This window comes from Bifidobacterium indicum, assembly GCF_036987015.1.
Classification (GTDB): Bacteria; Actinomycetota; Actinomycetes; order Actinomycetales; family Bifidobacteriaceae; genus Bombiscardovia; species Bombiscardovia indica.
In genome coordinates, this window is record NZ_BTXM01000003.1 from 80,447 (window position 1) to 102,252 (window position 21,806).

A 21,806-nucleotide genomic window follows, 5' to 3' on the forward strand; every position below is an offset into this window, starting at 1 on the left:
CGCCCATGACCCAGACCGACCAATCACAACGCTTGTTCCTCTATTCCACGGCCGTTTCCGATGTGGGTTACGTGCGCAGCAACAACCAGGACTCCGCCTTCGCAGGCGAGCGCCTGGTGGCCATGTGCGACGGGATGGGTGGCCATGCCGGCGGCGACACGGCCTCGACCATCGCCATCAGGTCCCTGGCCCACATCGAGTGTGACGACCATCATCAGGACCCGCAATCCCTGGCCCTGATGATGGAGACCTCGGTCATCGCCGCCCATGATGCCATCGTGGGAAAGGCCAAGCGGGAGCACCGCCTCTCGGGCATGGGGACCACGGTCACCGCCCTGGCCCTGGCCGACGGCTCCTGGGTTCTGGCCCACATCGGCGACTCCCGGGCCTACCTCCTGCGCGAGGGCAAGCTGGTACGGATGACCCAGGACCACAGCTACGTCCAACATCTGATCAACACGGGCCGCATATCTCCGGCCGAGGCCAGGAGCCACCCCCAGCGCAACGTGGTCATGAGGGTCCTGGGCGATTTCGACATCGACCCCCGGCCCGACATCTCCATCAGCAAGGCCCGTCCGGCAGACCGGTGGTTGCTATGCTCCGATGGTCTCTGCGGGGTCCTGGAGGACTCGACCATCACCGAGGTCCTGGAATCGGTCTCCGACCAGGCCGAGTGCGCCCAGCAACTGGTCACCATGGCCCTGAAGGCCGGCAGCACCGACAACGTCACCGTTATCATCGCCGATGCCACCCTGGCCCTGGACGCCGATGCCTTCGACCTTCCCCACCAGACCCCCCTTGTCGGTGGGGCCGCCAGCTCAAACCTGGAGGCCCTGGCCGACATCCTCGACGAGCCGGTCGCGGCCACGCCCAGGCTCCGCGATGAATCCAACGAGTCACCCGCCAAGCGGGCCGCCGCACTGACCCAGGGCGGTGACCTGGACAAGGAAGAGGAGATCCAAGGGGTCATGGTTCAGCCTTCGTCCGCCCGTGAGGAGAGCGGCGAGCGCCACGTGCCCGATACGGGAGAGATTCCGGTCATCCTCAAGGAGGACGGCTCGCAGACGGACGATCCCTACGACCCTGATGTGGCCGACGCCATCCACAAGGAACACCTGGAACAACGCAGGCGCGACCGCTCGCACCGTCGTCGGCTCCGTCTCATTCTGGCCTCCATCGTGGCTCTGGTCCTGGTGGCCCTGGTCGGCGGAACGGCCGCCGCCTATTATTGGAGCCAGCAGCAGTACTATCTGGGTCAGGAGAACGATAGGGTCACCATTTACCAAGGGGTGCCCACCAAGGCCTTCGCCGTCCCCCTCTCCCACCCGGTCAAGTCGACCGACATCAAGATAAGCAGCCTGCCCCAGTCCTGGCGTGACCAGCTCGACGAGGGCATCACGGTCTCCAGCTTGACCGATGCCGAGGAGCATGCCGCCCTGATTAGGCGCGAGGCCAAAAACCTGAAGACGGAACAGGGAAGCGGAAGCAGCAAGACCAAGCCGGTCGCCTCCCCCTCGGCCTCGTCCTCGTCATCACCAGGCAAGTCAGAGGGCGGTCAGCACTCCTCATGATCTCCACACGCCTGCGACGCCTGCTGCTCTTGCTCTTTTCACTTTTGGTAGGGTTCATCGGGTTCTTCCAGATGTTCGCCCGGACCGGGGGGGGCATACCCGGCTCCTTCACCTCCATGCTCCTGGTGACGGCGGTCCTCTTCATCGCGCTCTGGGCCCTCCTGGAGGTCTTCCAGCCCTACGGGAGCCAGGTCATCCTGCCCAGCCTGGTCATCCTGAGTTCCCTGGGCATCACCCTGATCACCAGAATCGACCTGCACAACGCCAAGATTGGCAGTCCGACCAAGGTGGGCATGACCCAGCTGGTCTGGCTCTGCCTGGCCCTGGTCCTCTGCGGCATCCTGGTAGTGACCCTGAGGGACTACCGGGTGCTGCGCCGTTTCTCCTACGTCAGCATGGTCGTTGGCCTGGTCCTTCTCCTCTCCCCCATGCTCCCCGTCGTCGGTCGTGAGATCGGCGGGGCGCGCATCTGGGTGGGGGTGGGGTCCCACACCATCCAACCCGGCGAGTTCGCCAAACTCTTCCTGGCCTTCTTCTTCGCCGCCTATCTCTTCGACCACCGCGACCAGCTGGCCGTCGGCGGCCGGAAGGTCCTGGGCATGAGGATGCCCAGGATCAAGGACCTCGGCCCCATCATCATTGTCTGGATGATCTCCCTGGGGGTCCTGGTCGTCCAGCACGACCTGGGCACCTCGCTCATGTACTTCGCCATGTTCGTCTCCATGCTCTACGTGGCCACCGGCCGGACCAGCTGGATCGTCATCGGCGCGGTCTTCTTCGTCGCCGGAGCCGTCATGGCCTCCATGGTCTTTGCCCACGTCGGGGCCAGGGTCGATGCCTGGCTCCACCCCTTCAGCGATGCCGAGTACAGCAAGGCCTTCGGGGGCTCCGGCCAGTTGGTCAGAGGCATCTTCGGCCTGGCCGCCGGCGGACTGACCGGCACCGGCCTGGGTCAGGGCCGCCCCTGGATTACCCCTCTGGCCAATTCCGACTTCATCTACTCCTCTGTTGGCGAGGAGCTGGGTCTCTCCGGTCTCATGGTCGTCCTGGCCCTCTATCTGGTCATCGTGGCCTCGGGCATGATCACGGCCATGAGGATCAAGGACGGGTTCGGCAAGCTCCTGGCCTCGGGGTTGGTCTTCACCATGGCCTTCCAGGTCTTCACGGTCGTGGGCGGCATCACCCTGGTCATCCCCTTGACAGGTCTGACCATGCCCTACATGGCTGCAGGCGGTTCCAGCCTGGTGGCCAACTGCATCCTGGCCATCCTCCTGATCATCATCTCCAACGCGGCCAACAAGCCCGCCCCCGAGGTCTCCTCCGATACCTTCAAGTACGAGGCCCTGGCGGTCCTGCGCCAGCACGAGACCGAGGAAGGGATCGACAGGGAGGGCCACGGGTCCCCAGCAGGCCATGGCAGCCAATCCGGCAAGGCGGAAGGCCGTCACGCCCAGGGTGGGGCCGAGACCGAGAGCCGGGCAGACACCGTCGGTTCCCCGGTCCGACAGGTGAAGGGAGGGGCAGCATGAACAAGGCCTTGCGACAGCTCTTCAATGCGGTCATCGCCCTCTTCGTCATCCTGGGCATCTCCAGCACCATCATCATGGTGGTCCGGGCCAATTCCCTGAACGCCGATCCACGCAACATGCGGGCCCTCTACCACGAGTATGCCGCCCCCCGAGGGGCCATCCTGGCCTCGGACGGGACCGTCATAGCCCAGTCCGATCCCACCGATGATTCCTTCCAGTATCAGCGCAAATACAAGAACGGGGATATCTACTCTCCGGTGACCGGGTACTACTCGATCACCAGCCCGGCCGACCGGGGCATCGAGGCCTCCAGGGACCGCCTCCTGAGCGGGCAGTCCGACATCCTCTGGATGGACCGGGTCAAGTCACTCTTCACAGGCACCCAGAACAAGGGGGCCTCCATCGAGACCTCCATCAACCCCCGTATGCAGGAGACCGCCTACCGGATGCTTGGTAACCTGTCCGGATCGGTCGTGGCCATCGAGCCGTCCACCGGGCGGATCCTGGCCATGGTCAGCACCCCCAGCTACGACCCCGGCACCCTGACGGGCCATGACAGCGCCGGCGCCTCCAAGGCTTACCAGGACCTGGCCTCCCGCCCCGACAACCCCATGCTGAACAGGGCCACCTCCCAGCTCTACCCGCCAGGGTCCACCTTCAAGGTGGTCGTGGCCGCGGCTGCCTTGGAATCAGGCCAATACAAGCCTGACAGCGAGCTCCCGGCGGGGGCCTCGTACACCCTGCCCGGCACCTCCTACAACCTGACCAACGCCACGGCCACCGGCAATGGAACCAACGGCAAGATCAGCATGCAGGACGCCCTGGCCTACTCCTCCAACACCGCCTTCTCCCAGCTGGGCGTCTCCCTGGGCGGCAAGGCCATTTCAAACCAGGCCAAGAAGTTCGGTTACGGGTCCACGATCACCCTGGACGGGACCAACTCCACCGGTTCCCCCATGCGGGCCGTAGCCTCCAAGTTCCCCGGCGACCAGACCTCCGACAGGATAGCCCTGGCCTCCATTGGTCAGGGTGATACCCTGGCCACCCCCCTTCAGGACGCCATGACGGCCGCAGCCGTGGCCAACGAGGGCAGACTCATGCAGCCCACCCTGGTTGACCGGGTCCGTTCCAGCGACCTGAGCGTCATCAGCGAAACCACACCATCCGTCTACTCGCAGACCTTCTCGACGGACACCGCCAAGGCCCTGACCCAGATGATGGAGGGGGTGACCACCAAGAGCTACCCGGAACTGCAGATCCCCGGCATGCAGGTGGCCGCCAAGTCCGGCACCGCCCAGATCGGCGACGGCAACACCTCCAATGACGGGTGGATGATAGGATTCGCCCCGGCCGACAAGCCCAAGGTGGCGGTCGCCGTGGTGGTTCACGGCATCTCCTCCTATGGGATGGAAATCGCCGGCCCTATCATGAAGAGCGTGATGCAGGAGGCTGCCAAGTGAAACTGATACAGGGACAGCTCATCCATCGACGGTACCGTCTCGACCGGCGCCTGGCCCAGGGGGGCATGGGCGAGGTCTGGAAAGGCTATGACATCGAACTGGGACGTGTCGTGGCCATCAAGGCCCTGCGCGGCGACCTGACCAACGAGGAGTCCAAGCTCCTGCGGCTGCGGGCCGAGGCCCACAATTCGGCCAACCTGGCTCACCCCAACATCGCCGCTCTCTTCGAGTACTACGAACATGGCGGCATCGGCTTCCTGATCATGGAGTACGTGCCCAGCGACTCCCTGGCCGACATCTATCGGTCCCGGGGACCCCTGGACCCGATCGAGCTCCTGCCCATCCTGATCCAGACGGCCCGGGGTCTTTACGTGGCCCACTCACACGGGGTGATCCACCGCGATGTGAAGCCGGCCAATATCATGGTCTCCGACACAGGCGAGGTCAAGATCACCGACTTCGGTGTCTCCTACTCCACCAACCAGGGACAGATCACCCAGGACGGGATGGTGGTGGGCACGGCCCAGTACATCTCGCCGGAACAGGCCCAGGGTCTCCAGGCCACCCCTCAATCCGACATCTACTCCCTTGGCGTGGTCGCCTACGAGGGCCTGTGCGGTCACCGACCCTTCACCGGAGCCACCCCGGTCGACATCGCCGCCGCACACGTGAACGACCCGGTGCCGCCCCTGCCCGATACGGTAGACACCCAATTGATGAACTTCGTCATGTCCATGCTGGCCAAGGATCCGCGCGACCGCCCGGTGAACGCCCTGGTGGTCTCCCGTACCATGGCCAAGATCGAGCAGCGTCTGCTCGATCAACAGGTTGGACAGACGGAAACGATAGACCCCAATGCACCCCGTCCAAGGCGCATCATCAGCCAGCCCCACGTGGCGAAAAACCTATTCAGCCTTCCCTGGGCGCAAGATGGAAACAGCATTGCAGACGGTCCTGAAGCGATGAATCGAAGGGATACCCTATGAGCATCACCCTGCCTCCTTCCTTGGCGAACGGACGCTACCAGCTCGGGCAGTTGATCGGGCGCGGCGGCATGGCCGAGGTCCATACGGCCCTGGACACCCGCCTGGGCAGGACCGTTGCCGTCAAGATCATGCGGTCCGATCTCACCAACGACGAGATATTCCTTTCCCGTTTCAGACGCGAGGCCCACGCGGTAGCCCAGCTCAACAATCCCAACATCGTCTCCATCTACGACTCGGGCGAGGAGATGCTGACCGATGACCAGGGCAACCACGAGCGGGTGCCCTATCTGGTCATGGAGTATGTCAAGGGACAGACCCTGAGGGCCATTCTCAAGGAGAACGGCGCCCTGAGCCAGCGTGATGCCGAGCAGGTCATGCTGGGAGTCCTGACCGCCCTGGAGTACTCCCACCACATGGGGATCATTCACCGCGACATCAAACCCGGCAACATCATGATCTCCGAACAGGGCATCGTCAAGGTCATGGACTTCGGCATCGCCCGGGCCCTGGACGACTCGGCCGCCACCATGACCCAGTCCCAGGGTGTGGTGGGCACGGCCCAGTACCTGAGCCCCGAGCAGGCCAGGGGGGAGAGCGTCGACATGCGCTCCGACCTCTATTCGGCCGGATGCGTCCTCTATGAGATGCTGACCGGACGTCCCCCCTTCAATGGGGATTCGGCCGTGGCCATCGCCTACCAGCACGTCTCCGAGGTGGCCACCCCGCCAAGCACCATCGTGCCCGGACTGCCCCGGATGTGGGATTCCATCTGCGCCAAGGCCATGGCCAAGGACCGCCAGAACCGCTATGCCACGGCGACGGCTTTCAAGAACGACATCATGGCCTACATGAACGGTGGCACCCCGGTGGCCGCCGCCTTCAACCCCCTGACCGACCTCTCGAACATGAAGGCAAGGAAGGACGCCGAGCAGGAGGCCGCCACCGCCGCCCTCCCCCCGGCCGACGAGGCCACGGCAGCCACACAGGCCTTCAACCCCATCGAGGCCCCCGCCCGCAGTGAGGCCCCGATCGCCACCGCCCAGAAGACCTCCAGGGCGGCGCAGAACAAGGCCAAGCGCAGGAAGAGGATCATCATCAGCTCCATCCTGGGGGCCATCCTGGCCCTGGCCATCGGTCTGGGAGCCTGGGCCGTCCTCGGCAGGGACCATACGCAGACCGCCACGGTACCGACCATCAACAACCAGATGTCGAAGATCCTGGCCAGGGAGAAAATCACGGCCGCCGGCTTCAAGTACCAGGAGAAGGAGGACACCGATTCCTCCGAACCCAAGGGCACCTTCACCAAGCAGAGCCCCAAGGGCGGCAGCCAGGCCCCCAAGGGGTCCACGGTAACCGTCTGGTTCTCCGCAGGCCCCAAGGATTCCGCCATACCCGACGTCAAGGGACAGAGCCAGAGCCAGGCCCGGACGACCCTGGAAAAGGCGGGTTTCAAGGTATCTCCGGCGGCCTCCGTCGAAGACAGCCCCGACGTGCCGAAGGACCATGTGACCCGGACCGACCCGGCCAGCGGGCAGAGTATTCCCCAGGGGAGCAGCATCCTGCTCTACATCTCCTCGGGCATGACCAAGGTGCCAGACGTGGCCGGCAAGTCCAAGGATGAGGCCACCAACATCCTGCAGAGCCAGCATTTCAACATCACCATCCAGGAGGAAGCCTCCAATACGGTGCCCAAGAACACGGTCATCAGCTCCAACCCGACCTCTGGCTCCTCGATTCAGCAGGGCGCCATGATCACCCTGACCGTATCCAGCGGGATGAACATGCCATCCCTGATCGGCAAGACCCTGGCCCAGGCCAAGCAGGAGCTGGGTGACGGCGTCAAGATCAACGTCACCGGCCCGGGCGATGACAATGCCAAGGTGACCGCTCAGAATCCGGCGGCTGGAACCGCCATCGACAAGGCCAAGGACACCGTGAATCTGACCACTACCGGCGGCCCCATCCCCCCGTTCAATGGCGATACCCTCGGCAGTTACAAGCGCAGGCTCTCGGCCCTGGGCATCACCAACGTCTCCGTGTCCGGACCGAACTCGGACACCGCCAAGGTGACCGGCGTCAGCCCGGCACCGGGAACATCGGTCGATGGCACCCAGGCCGTGACCGTCACAACCAGCAACTGACCTGGGTCAGCTCCCAAAACCGCAGCACATGAACAGGCAGCCGCCCCACAACCTGCGTTGTGGGGCGGCTGCCTGTTACCCACCATCAGAAGAAAGGAAAGTGACCCGCGAACAGCAGACCGTCAAGTAGGGTTCCGTATCTCCGAGAGCGGAGGGGGCATCTCGAGTCGGCATGCGGCAAAGGAACGGACCCCAACAGCATCCATGCATGAGCCCGGGACCCCGGCTTCAACAGCCGGCGGGCCCCGGGCTCATACCGCGTCAGGATTCAGACTGCGTAGTTGGACATCTGCCTGAGGAAGGGCACATTGGTCGCCAGCCACGGGAAGCCCCATTCCAGCAGGGCACAGGCGACGACCAGGACGAGAAGGATCATCAGAATCCAACGAATCGGTGCTATGCCGGATTGGTGACGCAGGAGCCAACCATAGATGCTGGCCACCGGACGGGGCCTGGTGCCCTCCCTGATCTCACGAAGGACCGGATAGCGCCACGCGATCAGGGCCGCCAGGTAGATGACCAGGTAGGCCGCAACCAGTGCCAGGATCACGTTCTGTAGGGAGCCGACCTTGGCCAGGGGGGTCGAGGCCTGTTGGGCGAAGACCACATCGGCCCCCTTGTCGCCCATGAGCTCCTTGGGTACGCCATCGGAGACCTTGGCCCAATAGTCGAATTCCCCCCAGCTGATCCAGCGGTGGGTGGCCGTGGAATACTTGGGCTCGCAGGTGGTCAGGGTGATCATCCTCTTGGTGGCCGGACCGGTCGGGTTCTCGGGATTGGGGGCAATCACGTCGACCTGGTCGGGCAGGACGATCCTGTAGGAGGTGTAGTGATACACGTACCAGTAATCCTTGGTCCGCAGCACGATGGCGTCGCCGACCTTGAATTCATCCACATGGGCCAGCGGCTCACCATATCCGGCACGGTGACCGGCCAGGGCCACATTGCCGACCTCGCCCGGCATCTGCGTGTTGGGGTAATGTCCCAGGCCTGCGTAGGCCAGCTGGGAGGGTGAGGTGCCCTGGACCACGTTGCGCTCCCAGTGTTCGCCGAAACGCGGAATGTAGAGCTGGGCCATCAGGTCGCCTTCGGAGGCCGACCTGGGCTCGACCGGAGGCTCACCACCCTGGGGCGGGGCGACACGCTTGGTATCACCGGAGGCGGGCTTGCTCCATGCGGAGGATTCGCGGGTCTCGATTTGCCGGTGCTCCGACTGGACACCCGTCCACCAGAGCTGCCAGACCACATAGAGTGCACAGAGGACAGCCAGGGTTATCAGCAGCTCCCCCAGGACCTCCGCCGCCGAGACCAGCCTGCTACGGCCCCTTTCGGGCTCCCGACCGGTTTCCCGACCCGGGTCAACGGCGTCCTTGTTTTCTGGCTCTTCTGATGTCATTGCTGCGCTTTCTCATCCACCGATGCGTATTGGAGGGGCTGGAGCACTGCCGTAGCCTCGGCAAATCTGAGGTTGTCGGAATTCTCCACCTTCCATCCCAGGCCCAGCGTATTCACATACTCCTTATAGACCTTGATCGATGGTGAATCATTGAGGGCCTTGTTCATTCTGTCGGTCGGACCTATGGCAGCGATTTTATATGGCGGCGAGTACTTCCTGCCATGCAGGAGGAGCACATTGCCTACGCAGCGCACGGCCGAGGTGGGCAGTACCCGCTGGTCCTGGATCTGCATGGATTCGGCCCCACCGGCCCAGAGGGCGTTAACAACACTCTCCACGTCCTGTTGGTGAATCACGTAATCGTTGATATTGGCCGCCGAACCGTCCTGTCCCACCTTCTGCTGCCAGAGGGGGGAATCATTCAGGGTCACCGTCAGCCCGGGACCCTGGACGGCCTTGAGGACCGTACCCGCCCCGGCATCCTCACCGGAATTGGACCCGTCCCTGTCGTCCGTCAGACTCTTCAGGGCGTTGATCTGGTTGCTCATGGAGTTGATGTCCTGGCGCAGGTCCGCGACCTTGCTCTCGCGTTCCTCGACCAGGCCCGCCGTATCGGAGGTGACGGTCACGGTCCGGTTGACACGGATGTTCACAACCAGCATGTACCCGACCAATGCCAGGATGACAGCCACCGACAAGGTACCTATCAGGGACCTTCGAGCACCGTGCCTGCCCGTCCTCCTGGCCATTGCACCCCTCATTCCCATCTGCGATAGTATTACGTTCGAGTCTAACCGCTACTATGTCTTAGTAGACCAAATGAAGGAGAATATTCTCATGGCAGAGCATCAGCTCCATGACAAGGACGAGGCGGTGGACGAGGAACCTGTCAAGGCCGGGGAGGCCGTTGAGACCGAGGAGCCCACGTCCAAGTCTGCATCCGACAAGTCGGAGGAAACCAGAGACGCCACGGCTGATGAGTCCAAGGATTCCGAGGCCCAGGGGACCGGGAAGTCCCGCGAGTCCAAGAAGCAGGAATCTGTTGAGTCCAGGGAAAATGACTCCAGGACGTCTGAGAATAGAGATTCCGATGAGGATATGGACGAGGATGAGTTCGGCCTGTCCATGGACAAGGTCGAGGCCGTCCTCAACCAGAGCGTCGACAAGAAGCACATGACCCCCCAGATGCGTCGCATCGTCCAGCGCCAGGAGGAGAACACCAAGCGCGTGGAGGACACCATCAAGGGCACCAAGGCCAACCCGCGCTGGTTCGTCCCCCTCTTCGTGACCCTGATGCTGCTGGGCCTGATCTGGATTGTGGTCTACTACATCTCCTCCACCCGTGGCAACGTCTATCCGATCCCCAGGATCGGCAACTGGAACCTGGCGGTGGGCTTCGGCATCCTCCTGGTCGGCTTCCTGATGACCATGTGGTGGCACTGAGTCAAGTCATCCTTCCGAAACCCCGGAACCGCTGTCATGTGGATAGGCGGTCCGGGGTTTTCTGTACCCAGGTGCCGATGCGGGAATCCATATCCACGCTCTGGACGTCCGACTTATCCACATTTTTCCTTTCGGTGATCGCACATAGATGGATAAGCCTAGGAAACCGCTCTATATAGGCAAAACCCAAAGGACTTATCCACATTTCCACCTGGCATATGCACCAGATTCCGATACTTATACGCAGCTTATCCACACTTTTATCAACAATTGTGGATAGCTTACACGCTTGTTATTTACAGGTGGAGAACCACACCGATGCCGTACACCCTCCTCCTGCATCACTCACCGCCTGCACAGCAACCATGACATCCACCACAGGGACAGCCTCGACAGTCGGCGGGGATACACCTCACATGGGAGGCATGGGGTTGGTCGCATTGCAGAGCAGCACCAGGGCGGTGATGACCACCAGGAAGACCACCGTGATGCCGACCCACCGGATTGTGAAGGACCTCGCGCTCCTGGCCCGACCGGCGATGCGGTCGAGGGCCACCATACAGAGGAGACCGATAAGGAAGCCGCCCACATGATCCTGCCAGGCGATCCCCGGCACGACAAGGGGCATGCAGAAGTTGATGACCATCCAGACCACCATGGACCGGATGTCCATCCCCATGCGTCGGTAGATCACCAGGATGGCACCGAAGAGTCCGAAGAGGGCCCCGGATGCGCCGATGGCCGAGATGTTCCACCCGTTCGGCACCAGGAAGGCGTAGACCATCATGCCCAGATCGCCGCCGAGCCCGCTCAGGAGGTAGAGGGCCAGGAAGCGCCACCGCCCCAGGGAACGCTCCAGCACGGGCCCCACCACCCATAGGGTGATCATGTTGAAGAGGATGTGCGTCACGTTGGTGGAGTGCATGAACATGGAAGTGACGAAGGTCCACGGGTGCCGCAGGGCCAGGGCCGGGGCGAATGCCAGCTGGTTGACCAGGACGAACAGGTAGTTCTGCGACCTGAATAGGTAGGCGGCCATCTGCACCAGCCAAACCAGGACGCAGATCAGGGTGATCCATATGGTCACCAAGGGCAGGTCATCGCCCCACCGCCTGCGCATGTAGGCCAGGGGTCCGCCGGACCCCCTGCCTGAGCCTCCCGGATTGGTGTAGTTGCCGTTGACCATGTGCCCACTCTACCCCGGCTCCCGCCCCCCATCCGCCGACACCGAGATCGGGGTGGCAACCCATTCCCCTCCTCATCAGGCAGGCTGGAGGATCGGCCATCTGAACGGCCTGGCGCCGCCTCCCGTGTGCTCTTTCCGTGCTTCAATCGGCCCGTCGCCACAACCGTTCTCCTCCATCCACTAGAATGGTGAGCAAGTCGGCCAATCTGGGCAAGACCGACATATCGTCGTCGAAAGGAGCCAAACATGGAGAATAAATCTTCAAACGGCTGGAAGTTCTTTGCACTGCTCTTCGGCACGCTGCTGGCCGGCGTTGTCGCTCTGTTCGTATACAAGCAGCAGAACCCGGATTACGATCCCTGGGAGGAGCCCTGGGAGAACAGCTCATCGCCGGTTGACCTGGGCCTGGCCAAGGATGAGGGTGAGGAGTCCACGGACACCGATTCCCCTCTCCAAGAGGGAACCGAGGCCTGAACCGTTCCGGTCGGAAGGGAGCCTGACCCAACGCCATGCACGTCCACCCATTCATCTCAATAGGATGATTGATGGCTTCGGCTGCATGCGCGAGGGCAACAGGTTCCCTTTTTCATACCCTCTGCCAGGGCGCATGAAACCTGTCCTGCAGGAATCCACCATGCCGGGAGAAGCGGGATGACACGCCGGTTTCCTCATCGCGCCACAATAGAGGCATGAGCGCCATACGAAAAGAGGACGTGGTCGAGGGCCGTCGGGACTTCCTGTCCTGGCGAGATCTGGCCAAGGAGGCCGAGCAGGCCCTGGACGACCCCGATGATGCGACCGCACGGATGACCATCAATCCGAAGGTCCCCCGCCGTCAGGTTGCCATGGCCGTACGCTACTCGTTGCACATGCTGGAGATCAAGGCCCCGGGGCCGGGAGTAGAGGTCAGGGTGGCCCCCTGGGGAGCCGTCAAGATTTTGGATGGCCCGGCCTCGGACCCCCATAACCTGACCCCGCCAGATGTGATTGAACTGGACCCTGAAGTCTGGCTACGCCTGGCCGCAGGGGTGACCCGATGGAATGAGGAGCGGGAGGCCGGCCACATCAGTGCCGTCGGCGAACGCGATGACCTGCACGAGCTGCTCCCTCTGGTCTGATTCTCACCCACCGCTGTCCCCGAGTGAATCATCCGAAATCCGAAACGACTGAGGGTTTACGCCAGGAAAGACGTGGACCCTTGAAACCTTGGAGGCACTGGCTCATCTGGTCTTCTTGGAGCCGGTCTTCTTCGCACCGGATTCCCTGGCTGAGGCCGTCTTGGCGGGAGCCTTGACAGCCGTGACCTTCTTGCCCGCAGCAGACTTGGTTGCGGATGATGTACCGGTACCGGACTTGGTCGAAGCCTTGGAAACAGTCTTGGCGGCCGCCGATCTGGAACCGGATGCCCTGGAAGAGGCCTTGCCTGCGGTCGACTTGGATTCGGGTGTCTTGGGGGCCGCCGTGGCCACCTTTGACGCGGACTTGCCCGCGGACTTCGCAGCCTTGGACTTCGCAGCCGGGACATGCTTGGGGGCATGATGCCCCAGGATGCTGGGAACGGGAATGGGTATGCGCTTGTGGGGCTTGGGAGTCACCGGCATCTCGCCGGACGTCGCCTTGGCCGCCGCCTCGGCAGCCCAACGGGCATAATCATCCAGATCATCGTCCACAGGAGCGGGCTCTGCAACAGCCGTATCAGGCGAATCAGGGGTATCGGCCGGATCGGATTCCTTGGAGGTGTTCTTGGATGAACCCGCACGGCCGTATTCAGCCTCGACCATCGTAAATGGGTCGGTGTGCTCTTCGCCGGGTTCCTTGCCGCTCAATTCCTTGGCCAGCTCGTCATAATCCGTATCAGTTGTCAGATATTTGAGCTTACGGGCTATTTTCGTTTGCTTAGCCTTCTGACGTCCGCGGCCCATCCGACCCCCTTCGCCAGGTAACGTGCACTTAGGCACCATGAATGTAAGTTTGCATTACCTACGAGATTACCACCTGCACATCTTGTCTACTCGGACTTTTACGATAAAAGCAATTTCCAAGGGCATTTCGGCATTTCGACAAGGGCGGTTCCATGCAGAGCGAAGAGCAGGTCACAGCGGCGGGAAACGAAATCAGCGAGAGCTTCAGGACCGCCAAGAAACTGTCGGACCAGACCCTGTCCAAGCTGGAGGAGAGCCCCGGCCAATATACGATGCTGACCGGCGACAGGCCCACCGGCCGTCTCCATCTGGGCCATTACTTCGGCTCGATCAAGGAACGGGTCGAGATGCAGGACCGGGGGGTCCACACCAACATCGTCATAGCCGACTACCAGGTCATCACCGACCGCGACACCACCGAGCACATGAAGGACAATGTCCTCAACCTGGTTCTGGACTATCTGGCCGCAGGCATCGACCCCGCGAAGACGATGATCTTCACCCATTCGGCCACCCCGGCCGAGAACCAGCTCATGCTCCCCTTCCTCTCCCTGGTCACCGAGGCCGAACTCCACCGCAACCCCACGGTCAAGTCCGAGATGGAGGCCAGTGGCCATGCCCTGACTGGTCTTCTGCTGACCTACCCTGTCCATCAGGCCTGCGACATCCTTTTCTGCAAGGCCAATGTGGTTCCGATCGGCAAGGACAACCTGCCCCACGTGGAACTGACCCGGACCATCGCCCGCCGCTTCAATGAGCGCTACGCAGGCGGCAGGACCATCTTCCCCGAACCGGCCGCCATCCTCTCGGATGCCCCCGAGATTCCCGGCCTGGACGGACGCAAGATGAGCAAGTCGTATGGAAACTCCATCATGCTGGGCGCCACCGCCGAAGAGACCGCCAGGCTGATCAGGAAGTCCCCCACCGATTCCGAGCGGAGGATCACCTTCGACCCGATCAACCGCCCCCAGGTCTCCGCCCTGCTGACCACAGCCGGCCTGGTGACCGGTCGTGACCCCAAAGAGATCGCCGAGGAGATCGGTGATTCCGGAGCAGGCGCCCTCAAGGCCTATGTGACCGAGTCGGTCAACACCTTCCTGGCCCCCCACCGCGAGCGCAGGGCAGAGCTGGCCGAGGACATGGATTACATCCACGATGTACTGGCCGAGGGGAACAGCAAGGCCGACCAGGTCGCCGAGGAGACCCTGGACCAGGTCCGCTCGGCCATGGGAATGAAGTACTGAGCAGGCCGGTACCGAGAGCGACGCTCCAGGAATACCGCACCTCCTGAAACTCAGGGCCTACGAAGCCGGTTACAACCGGGGGTAGGCCCTGCCCTCATATGTCGTAACGCCAGGACCTGTCCGTCAGGACCCTGGCCATAACCAGACCAATCGGCAGGCAGATGATGACCATGAAGGCCCGGAAGGCCCAATCCAGCGCGTTCAGCGTATTGAACTGCCCCAGGTAGAACATGGCCCGGTACATATAGAGGCCCGGCACCATGATGACGATGGAGGGCACGGTCAGGCTGATCCGGGGGTAGCCCAAATCCGGCGGCAGGTAGCCATGACGGACCGATGACCGCCAGACCGTGGCCAGGATGCCGGCCATGAAGGCACCCAGGAAGGCGCCCATCTCGGGAGGCACGTTGAGCAGATCCTGCATCTCCAGGCGCATCGTGTCGGTCAGGGCCCCGATGATCGCCGCGACCAGGGCCATGCGTTGGGGCGAGTTGAAGAGAACCGAGAATCCCCAGACCCCACAGAAGGCTGCGACCAGGCGGAGCCCGGCCAGGACCCAGGCATTCAGCGCCATGGGTTCGAACCCCTGCGGGTTGAGCATGACCATCCTGGCCACGGCCCAGCCTCCCAGGGTGGCGACCAGGATGATCGAGAAGGCGTAGGTGATGCGTTGCACCCCCGAGGGGAAGTCGAGCTTGGCTATATCCAGCCCGCCGGTGACCAGGGGGAAGCCGGGAATGACATAGAGAATGGCCCCGATATAGGCGGTGTCGTGCTTCAGGGCCACCGGGTCGAAGAAACCGACCAGGCGCAGGGTGCCCACACAGGCCAGGGCTGCGATGATGACCGAGACACCAGTTGCGAAGAACTGGTTGATCCTGCGGCCAAGCATCTGGCGACGGACCCACTGGCCGACCCCTGCCCCGACAAAGGCACCCGCCATGTCGAAGGGGCCGCCCCCCAAGAGGAAGACGAAGGCCGAGCAGGCCACGGCTGCGGCGAATCCCGAGAACACGGCGGAATACAACGGTTTGCGGCGCTCTATCAGATTCAGGCGCTCATGAGCCTGGCGAACGGTGACCCCCCTGTTGTCGGCTTGAGAGTGCGGCGCGGACCGAGGGACCTGGTTCTTCCCGGCGCCGTCGGTTCCGGTCCGCTTCTTCCCGTCAACCTCGGTCCCTGCCTCCTTGGCCTTCCCGCCAGGCTCGGTCACAGCGTCCCTTTCGGATGACCCGGACTTCCCGGTCTGCTCCTGGCATCCTTCATCCGGGTCCGGCGCTTCGGTCTCGTTCCCACCGTGGTCATGGCTCCCATGGGTTCCGACGGCACCCAACCCGACGGCCGTCATGGTGTCCATCCGGGCGGCCTCGATGCGGCTCTGGCTTATCTGGTCCTGGTTTTCCACCGCTGTTGCCGCGGCCTCTTTCAGGGCCTTGGCCGCCTCGGCGTCATGGGCCAGGAGGTCCTTGATGGCCTTTCGGGCAGCCGCATAGACATGGGGGTCATCCAGGTTCTCGACCAGCTCCTTGGAAACCGCCGGCATGGCGTGATAGGTGCTGCTCTGCCCACAGTTGACGCTGAGCCAGTCGGCGAAGTGCTCCAGGAGCCAGATCCGCTCCGTGTTGACACCGGTGGTTGGCAGGTCGACCACCTCGGTGATCCGTGATGCACCATCCGTGCAGGAGGCCTCGATGTCCGTCAGGTTCACATCGGCCCGGACGTGGATTCCCATCGGGTAGGCGATCCGGTGCATCATCTGCCGCACCCGGAAGCTTCCGGTCCCCGCCCCCAGCTCCAGCATCCCCACCCGAACGATGAGGCTGGTCTTGGCCGCTATGCAGGCGTCGACGATGGGCTTGTCATAGTCCCGTTCGATGTCTTCCATATCCAAGGGGATGGAGTGGGTGTGGTACTTGCTGACCCTGTTGGCGCCCGCCGCCGTTCTGCCAGGGTTGCGGTCGGCCGATCTGCTGCTCTTGATTTTCACCCTTACATTCATACTCCACTCAGGCCACACAACCGCGTCATAACCGACCAGCCGTCCCATCATCCGCGGCACTTGCCCGCATGTCGGGCAGATCCGCTTTCACCATCCGTCCATGGACCTTGGGGCCCATTCCGTGCGGCCGAGGGGAGGGCACGGACCCCCTGACGGGATGCAACGGAAATGCCGAGTCGATGATGTAACGGAAATATGCCACAGGCGGCCTAGAATGAAGCCGAGCCGCTGACTCGAAGGCTGTGGGCCTGCAACGCCGACCACCAATAACCGCGGAGGTGCCGCGGAATGGTTGATGACCAGGCAACCGGAGATTCGGCAAGGAGGACTGATGACAGATAGTAATCAGCAAATCACGGCGGCGGATGCGACCCTGGTCACATCCGGCACCGGTACGAAGGGCCCGGAGGAACGTCACCTCCCCCGGTCATTGGGCGAGGACATGGCATTGTGCCTGCGACTGCTCCGGGATATTCTGGGGGAATTCGATCAGGACCTGCTCAAGAGGTTCGATTCGCTGCGCGAGGATGTCATGACCGCCAGCGCCGAACACTTCAACAGGCATCCCTCGGACCCCCTGCCCGACGAGGACGGGCTGGCCAAGGCGGTCGCCCTGATCGACGACACATCCATGAAGGACTCCCAGCTCCTGGCCCGGGCGCTGACCACATACTTCCATCTGGCCAACCTCTGCGAGGAGAACTACCGGGTGCGCGTCCTGCATGAGCGCGAGAGCAAGGTCGATCTGGAGGTCAAGGGCACCGACCCCATCAACGAGATGACCAGCGCCTACAGCCAGCTCCTCCAGGAGACGGGCCCGGCCAAGGCCTCGGAGCTGCTGGAGAAGCTGGAGTTCCATCCGGTCTTCACCGCACACCCCACCGAGGCGAGGCGCAAGGCCGTCGAGGGCAAGATCCGCCGCATCGCCAACCTGTTGGCCGTCCGCCGCGGTCTGGGCGGGTCCGAGCAGGAGGAGAACGAACGCCTGCTCCACAACGAGATCGACGCCCTCTTCCGCACCTCCCCCATCGCGGCCAAGAAACCCACCCCCGTGGAGGAGTCGGACACCATCCTCGACATCTTCGATGCCACGCTTTTCGATACCATTCCCCGGGTCTACCGCCGTTTCGACGACTGGATGCTGGGCAAGAAGGCCGGCACGGTCAAGCCCGTCTGCCCCGCCTTCTTCCACCCCGGCAGCTGGATCGGCTCCGACAGGGACGGCAACCCGAACGTGACGGCCAAGGTCTCACGCAAGGTGGCCCGGAAGTTCTCCGACCACATGCTCAAAGCCCTGCAGGAGGCCACCGCCACGGTCGGCCGCAACATGACCATGGAGGTGACCACCACCCCGCCCAGCAGCGAGCTGCGGAGCCTGTGGAGCCACCAGAAGGAGATGAGCGAGCGCCTGACCGATCGCGCCCAGGTCATCTCCCACAGGGAACTGCACCGGGCCGTGGTCCTGGTCATCGCCGACAGGCTGACCGCCACCATCCAGCGTGATGCCGACCTGATGTACCGCAGCTGCGACGACTTCATCGCCGATCTGAAGGTGGTTCAGGACTCCCTGGCCAAGGCCGGGGCCGTCCGCCAGGCCTATGGCCCCCTCCAGGACCTGATCTGGCAGGCCCAGACCTTCGGCTTCCACATGGTCGAGATGGAGTTCCGCCAGCACTCCCTGGTCCACGCCCGTGCCCTGGAGGACATCCGTGAGCACGGCCTGCACGGCGAGCGCGGCGAACTCCAACCCATGACCCACGAGGTCCTCGACACCTTCCGCGCCCTGGGCGCCATCCAGAAGCGCAACGGGCAGAAGGCCGCCCGCCGCTACATCATCTCCTTCACCAAGTCGGCCCAGAACGTCAAGGACGTCTACGAGCTGAACCGCCTGGCCTTCGAGCATGCCGAAGATGTTCCCGTCATCGACGTGATCCCCCTCTTCGAGCAGCTGGAGGACCTCCAGAACTCGGTGGACGTCCTGGAGGAGGTCATCAAGATCCCCGAGGTCCAGGCACGGCTCAAGGAGACCGGCGGCAAGATGGAGGTCATGCTGGGGTACTCCGACTCCTCCAAGGACGCCGGACCGGTCTCGGCCACCCTGGCCCTCCATTCCGCCCAGGAACGGATCGCCAAGTGGGCCCGGAGCCACGACATCGACCTGACCCTCTTCCACGGCCGCGGCGGCGCGGTGGGTCGAGGTGGCGGCCCCGCCAACAGGGCCGTCCTGGCCCAGCCGGTGGGCTCCGTGAACTGCCGTTTCAAGCTCACCGAGCAGGGCGAGGTCATCTTCGCCCGCTACGGCAACCCGGTACTGGCCATCCGCCACATCGAGTCCGTGGCCGCAGCCACCCTGCTCCAGTCGGCCCCCAGCGTCGAGGAACGCAACACGACCATGACCGAGAAGTATGCGGACATGGCCGCCAGGATGGATGATTCGGCCCACAAGCGCTTCCTGGATCTGCTCCACACCCCCGACTTCGCCCCCTGGTTCTCCATCGTGACCCCCCTGAACGAGATCGGTCTGCTCCCCATCGGCTCCCGCCCGGCCAAGCGAGGCCTGGGCGCCAAGTCCCTGGACGACCTGCGCACCATACCCTGGGTCTTCTCCTGGGCACAGGCCCGCATCAACCTGGCCGCCTGGTACGGCCTGGGTACGGCCTGCGAGGAGTTCGGCGACCTGGACACCCTGCGCCAGGCCTACGAGGAATGGCCCCTCTTCAGCACCTTCATCGACAACATCGAGATGAGCCTGGCCAAGACGGACGAGCGCATCGCCAAGATGTACCTGGCCCTGGGCGACCGCGACGACCTGAGCCAGAAGGTGCTGGGCGAGATGGAGCTGACCCGCAAGTGGGTCCTGCAGATCGTGGGCGACGAATGGCCCCTCCAGCACCGCCACGTGCTGGGTCAGGCCATCCGCATCCGCTCCCCCTATGTGGACGCCCTCTCGGTCACCCAGGTCCGTGCCCTGCGCGCCCTGCGCCGCCGCAACGACAAGGAGGAGCTCAGCTCCAGTCAGCAGGCGGACTTCATCTACCTGATCCTCTGCACCGTTTCGGGTGTCGCCGCCGGCCTCCAGAACACCGGCTGATGCCCCGATTCCCCGAAAGCCTGTGGCCCCGTCCCAAAGCTGATGCGCTGGGAGGGGGCCACAGGTCGTTCTGCGCGATTCCGAATCAGGTTTCCAAGTGAACTTGGGACCAGAAAGGCGAGAGAAGGTCGCTATGCGGTAGCCGCCTCCACGTGCGCCCTAGATGGCGGAGAGGTACCCGTCGTAGCGTTCCGGACGGTCCGTGAACTCCAGCCCGGCCGACTGGTACCAGGAGTAGCGGTGGGTACCGCTGTCATCAGACCAGATCTCGGGGCAGTCATTGGCCAGCCAGTCGGTCGGGATGGCATGGGTGCCACCGGATGAGGCCATGGCCAGAGCCTGCCTGAGCTGGTCCTCCTGGACCGGTGTCAGGCTGCCGGGGCGTGCCGAGAAGAAGAGTGGGGTGCCGGTCCGGGCCACCAGGTCCATCCACTGCCGGTTGAGCTCCCAGTCGATCGTGTCGGATATGCCCACACAGTCGGCGTCGGCGGCAAAGAAGGTCCCGTCCTGGGGCAGGCGGAAGGCCAGGGTGTTGACTCCGATCTGCCTGGTCCGCTCCCACTGCAGGCCACTGGTATCGTCGCCCGTGCGGTTGATCTGCATGAAGCCGGTACCCAGGTGGCCGACCACATTGCACCCCTGAACCAGCATCCCGGTCTTCGAAGCCTCCTCGAAGATGGCCCCGTAGAGCTTCTTGACCACCTGGGCGCTGGTCAGGCTCCGGTCGTGGAAGTGCCAGCCGTCCGGACTCGGCCAGGGGTTCATCTCAAAACCCCACCGGCCAAGAAGGTCGAAGGTGCTGAAATCATGCTTGACCAGCTGGTACCCCCACTCCCCCAGCGTGGCGATGTCCTGACGGATGTAGTCCAGCGCCTGCGGATGGGATGGGTCCAGACACCCGTTGTGGCAGAGCCTCCACTGGTCGGGAATCCCCTCATCCTCGTTCAGGAGGGGCCTGAACCAGATACCGGGTTTGACCCCCATGGCCTTGATTTCATCGGCCAGGTCGCCCATATCACCGAATGTATCGTTGCCGCGCCGCCAGGGCCCCCCGTTGTAGTCCTCAAGCCTGTGGTGATCCTGCCAGCCGTCGTCGATGACCATGGTCGGGCGGTTTGTGCTGCCCCGGGTCAGGGTGGCCAGGTATGAGGCATCGCCAAGGATCTGGGAGCGGCTGGAGTCCCCATAGGCGTAGTACCAGTTGTTGCTTCCGTAGACCGGCTCCGAAGGCATCAGGCCGTTCGGGCAGAGCCTTGAACAGAAGTCCCTGGCCACCGCGAAGACCTGATCGCCCTCACGCTCCTGGAGCGGATACCGCAGGCTGACGATGGTGGCGACTTCAAGCTCCCGCCCGTCCAGGACCAGGCCTGCGCCCCCATTGCGCAGGTCCAGGACGAGGGTGATCCCGGCGGTGTCGACCTGCCAGAAGCAGAAGGCATTGGCACCGGTGGCCACCCCATACCCGTCGGCGTCCTCCTCGCCCGCGGCCAGGAGGTACCAGGGCATGAACCGGTTGGCGCGCATGGTCTGGAAAGCCATGCGGCCGTAGCCACGCTCCCAGGCATCACCCAGGTAGAGGTCCTCGGCCGCCATGGCCCTGGTCCAGCGCAGGCTCAGGGACCGGACTGGCGTTGAGCCGGCAGTCAGGCAGACCGTTACGGAGGACGCATCGGCCTGCTCGGAGTGTGGTTTCAGACCGACCCTTGCATCGGGAGCCATGTGGAAGGGCCTGCCACCCGACACCGTTTCGCTGTCGGTGTCGGTCCTCAGGGTAATCCAGTCAGGCGCTCCCAGGATAAGGCTCATTGGGTTCATGGTTCAGTACTCCTTCACCTTTA

At 63.4% G+C, this 21,806-nt stretch carries 15 protein-coding genes and 1 pseudogene; 10 read left to right on the forward strand and 6 right to left on the reverse strand.

Features of this window, described 5'->3' with window-relative positions:
* Positions 1–5: 5 nt before the first annotated feature.
* The 5 genes from AACP59_RS07810 to pknB are packed head-to-tail and all read left to right on the forward strand — an operon-like array spanning position 6 to position 7,687.
* A complete protein-coding gene (locus AACP59_RS07810) occupies positions 6–1,571 on the forward strand; it encodes a PP2C family protein-serine/threonine phosphatase (RefSeq protein WP_339350768.1) in 1,566 nt (521 codons plus the stop codon).
* On the forward strand, positions 1,568–3,100 hold the full coding sequence (locus tag AACP59_RS07815; RefSeq protein ID WP_297317119.1) for an FtsW/RodA/SpoVE family cell cycle protein: 1,533 nt from the start codon (positions 1,568–1,570) through the stop codon (positions 3,098–3,100). The genes AACP59_RS07810 and AACP59_RS07815 overlap by 4 nt, the downstream gene beginning before the upstream one ends.
* Positions 3,097–4,560 (forward strand): peptidoglycan D,D-transpeptidase FtsI family protein, encoded by a 1,464-nt coding sequence (locus AACP59_RS07820; RefSeq protein WP_339350767.1) that lies wholly within the window; start codon positions 3,097–3,099, stop codon positions 4,558–4,560. Before AACP59_RS07815 ends, AACP59_RS07820 begins: the two co-directional genes overlap by 4 nt.
* Positions 4,557–5,546 carry a serine/threonine-protein kinase gene (locus AACP59_RS07825; RefSeq protein WP_297317117.1) on the forward strand — a complete coding sequence of 330 codons (990 nt, stop codon included), beginning with the start codon at positions 4,557–4,559 and terminating at the stop codon, positions 5,544–5,546. Before AACP59_RS07820 ends, AACP59_RS07825 begins: the two co-directional genes overlap by 4 nt.
* Entirely contained in the window at positions 5,543–7,687 is a 2,145-nt protein-coding gene (pknB, locus tag AACP59_RS07830) for a Stk1 family PASTA domain-containing Ser/Thr kinase (RefSeq protein ID WP_339350766.1), read from the forward strand. Before AACP59_RS07825 ends, pknB begins: the two co-directional genes overlap by 4 nt.
* 268 nt (positions 7,688–7,955) lie before the next feature.
* Here pknB and AACP59_RS07835 read toward each other — a convergent pair whose 3' ends face one another.
* Both AACP59_RS07835 and AACP59_RS07840 read right to left on the reverse strand, forming a co-directional pair.
* Positions 7,956–9,083 (reverse strand): class E sortase, encoded by a 1,128-nt coding sequence (locus tag AACP59_RS07835; RefSeq protein ID WP_339350765.1) that lies wholly within the window; start codon positions 9,081–9,083, stop codon positions 7,956–7,958.
* Entirely contained in the window at positions 9,080–9,832 is a 753-nt protein-coding gene (locus AACP59_RS07840; RefSeq protein WP_297317114.1) for a DUF881 domain-containing protein, read from the reverse strand. The genes AACP59_RS07835 and AACP59_RS07840 overlap by 4 nt, the downstream gene beginning before the upstream one ends.
* An 88-nt stretch (positions 9,833–9,920) precedes the next feature.
* On the opposite strand from AACP59_RS07840, the gene crgA reads away from it, so the two are divergent.
* Positions 9,921–10,526, forward strand: coding sequence for a cell division protein CrgA (gene crgA / locus AACP59_RS07845; protein WP_297317113.1), 606 nt, complete (start codon positions 9,921–9,923; stop codon positions 10,524–10,526).
* A 412-nt stretch (positions 10,527–10,938) separates the two neighbouring features.
* Here crgA and AACP59_RS07850 read toward each other — a convergent pair whose 3' ends face one another.
* Positions 10,939–11,712, reverse strand: a complete 774-nt coding sequence (locus AACP59_RS07850; RefSeq protein ID WP_339350763.1) for a rhomboid family intramembrane serine protease — start codon at positions 11,710–11,712, stop codon at positions 10,939–10,941.
* Positions 11,713–11,958: 246 nt separating this feature from the next.
* Between AACP59_RS07850 and AACP59_RS07855 the strand changes: the two genes are divergently transcribed.
* Both AACP59_RS07855 and AACP59_RS07860 read left to right on the forward strand, forming a co-directional pair.
* Complete coding sequence (locus AACP59_RS07855) at positions 11,959–12,186, forward strand: hypothetical protein (RefSeq protein ID WP_297317111.1); 228 nt, start codon at positions 11,959–11,961, stop codon at positions 12,184–12,186.
* A gap of 215 nt (positions 12,187–12,401) precedes the next feature.
* On the forward strand, positions 12,402–12,830 hold the full coding sequence (locus tag AACP59_RS07860; RefSeq protein WP_297317110.1) for a sterol carrier family protein: 429 nt from the start codon (positions 12,402–12,404) through the stop codon (positions 12,828–12,830).
* Between the two features lie 426 nt (positions 12,831–13,256).
* On the opposite strand, the pseudogene AACP59_RS07865 reads toward AACP59_RS07860, so the two are convergent.
* Positions 13,257–13,634 (reverse strand): annotated as a pseudogene (locus tag AACP59_RS07865) (DUF3073 domain-containing protein); the annotation flags it as partial.
* Positions 13,635–13,786: 152 nt separating this feature from the next.
* Between AACP59_RS07865 and trpS the strand changes: the two are divergent.
* Positions 13,787–14,878 (forward strand): tryptophan--tRNA ligase, encoded by a 1,092-nt coding sequence (trpS, locus tag AACP59_RS07870; protein ID WP_339350760.1) that lies wholly within the window; start codon positions 13,787–13,789, stop codon positions 14,876–14,878.
* Positions 14,879–14,972: 94 nt separating this feature from the next.
* On the opposite strand, the gene AACP59_RS07875 is transcribed toward trpS, so the two are convergent.
* Complete coding sequence (locus AACP59_RS07875) at positions 14,973–16,877, reverse strand: threonine/serine exporter family protein (protein WP_339350759.1); 1,905 nt, start codon at positions 16,875–16,877, stop codon at positions 14,973–14,975.
* 331 nt (positions 16,878–17,208) lie between these two features.
* Between AACP59_RS07875 and AACP59_RS07880 the strand changes: the two genes are divergently transcribed.
* Complete coding sequence (locus tag AACP59_RS07880; protein WP_339350758.1) at positions 17,209–19,968, forward strand: phosphoenolpyruvate carboxylase; 2,760 nt, start codon at positions 17,209–17,211, stop codon at positions 19,966–19,968.
* Positions 19,969–20,127: 159 nt separating this feature from the next.
* Here AACP59_RS07880 and AACP59_RS07885 read toward each other — a convergent pair whose 3' ends face one another.
* A complete protein-coding gene (locus AACP59_RS07885; protein WP_297317106.1) occupies positions 20,128–21,783 on the reverse strand; it encodes a glycoside hydrolase family 36 protein in 1,656 nt (551 codons plus the stop codon).
* Between the last annotated feature and the right edge of the window lie 23 nt (positions 21,784–21,806).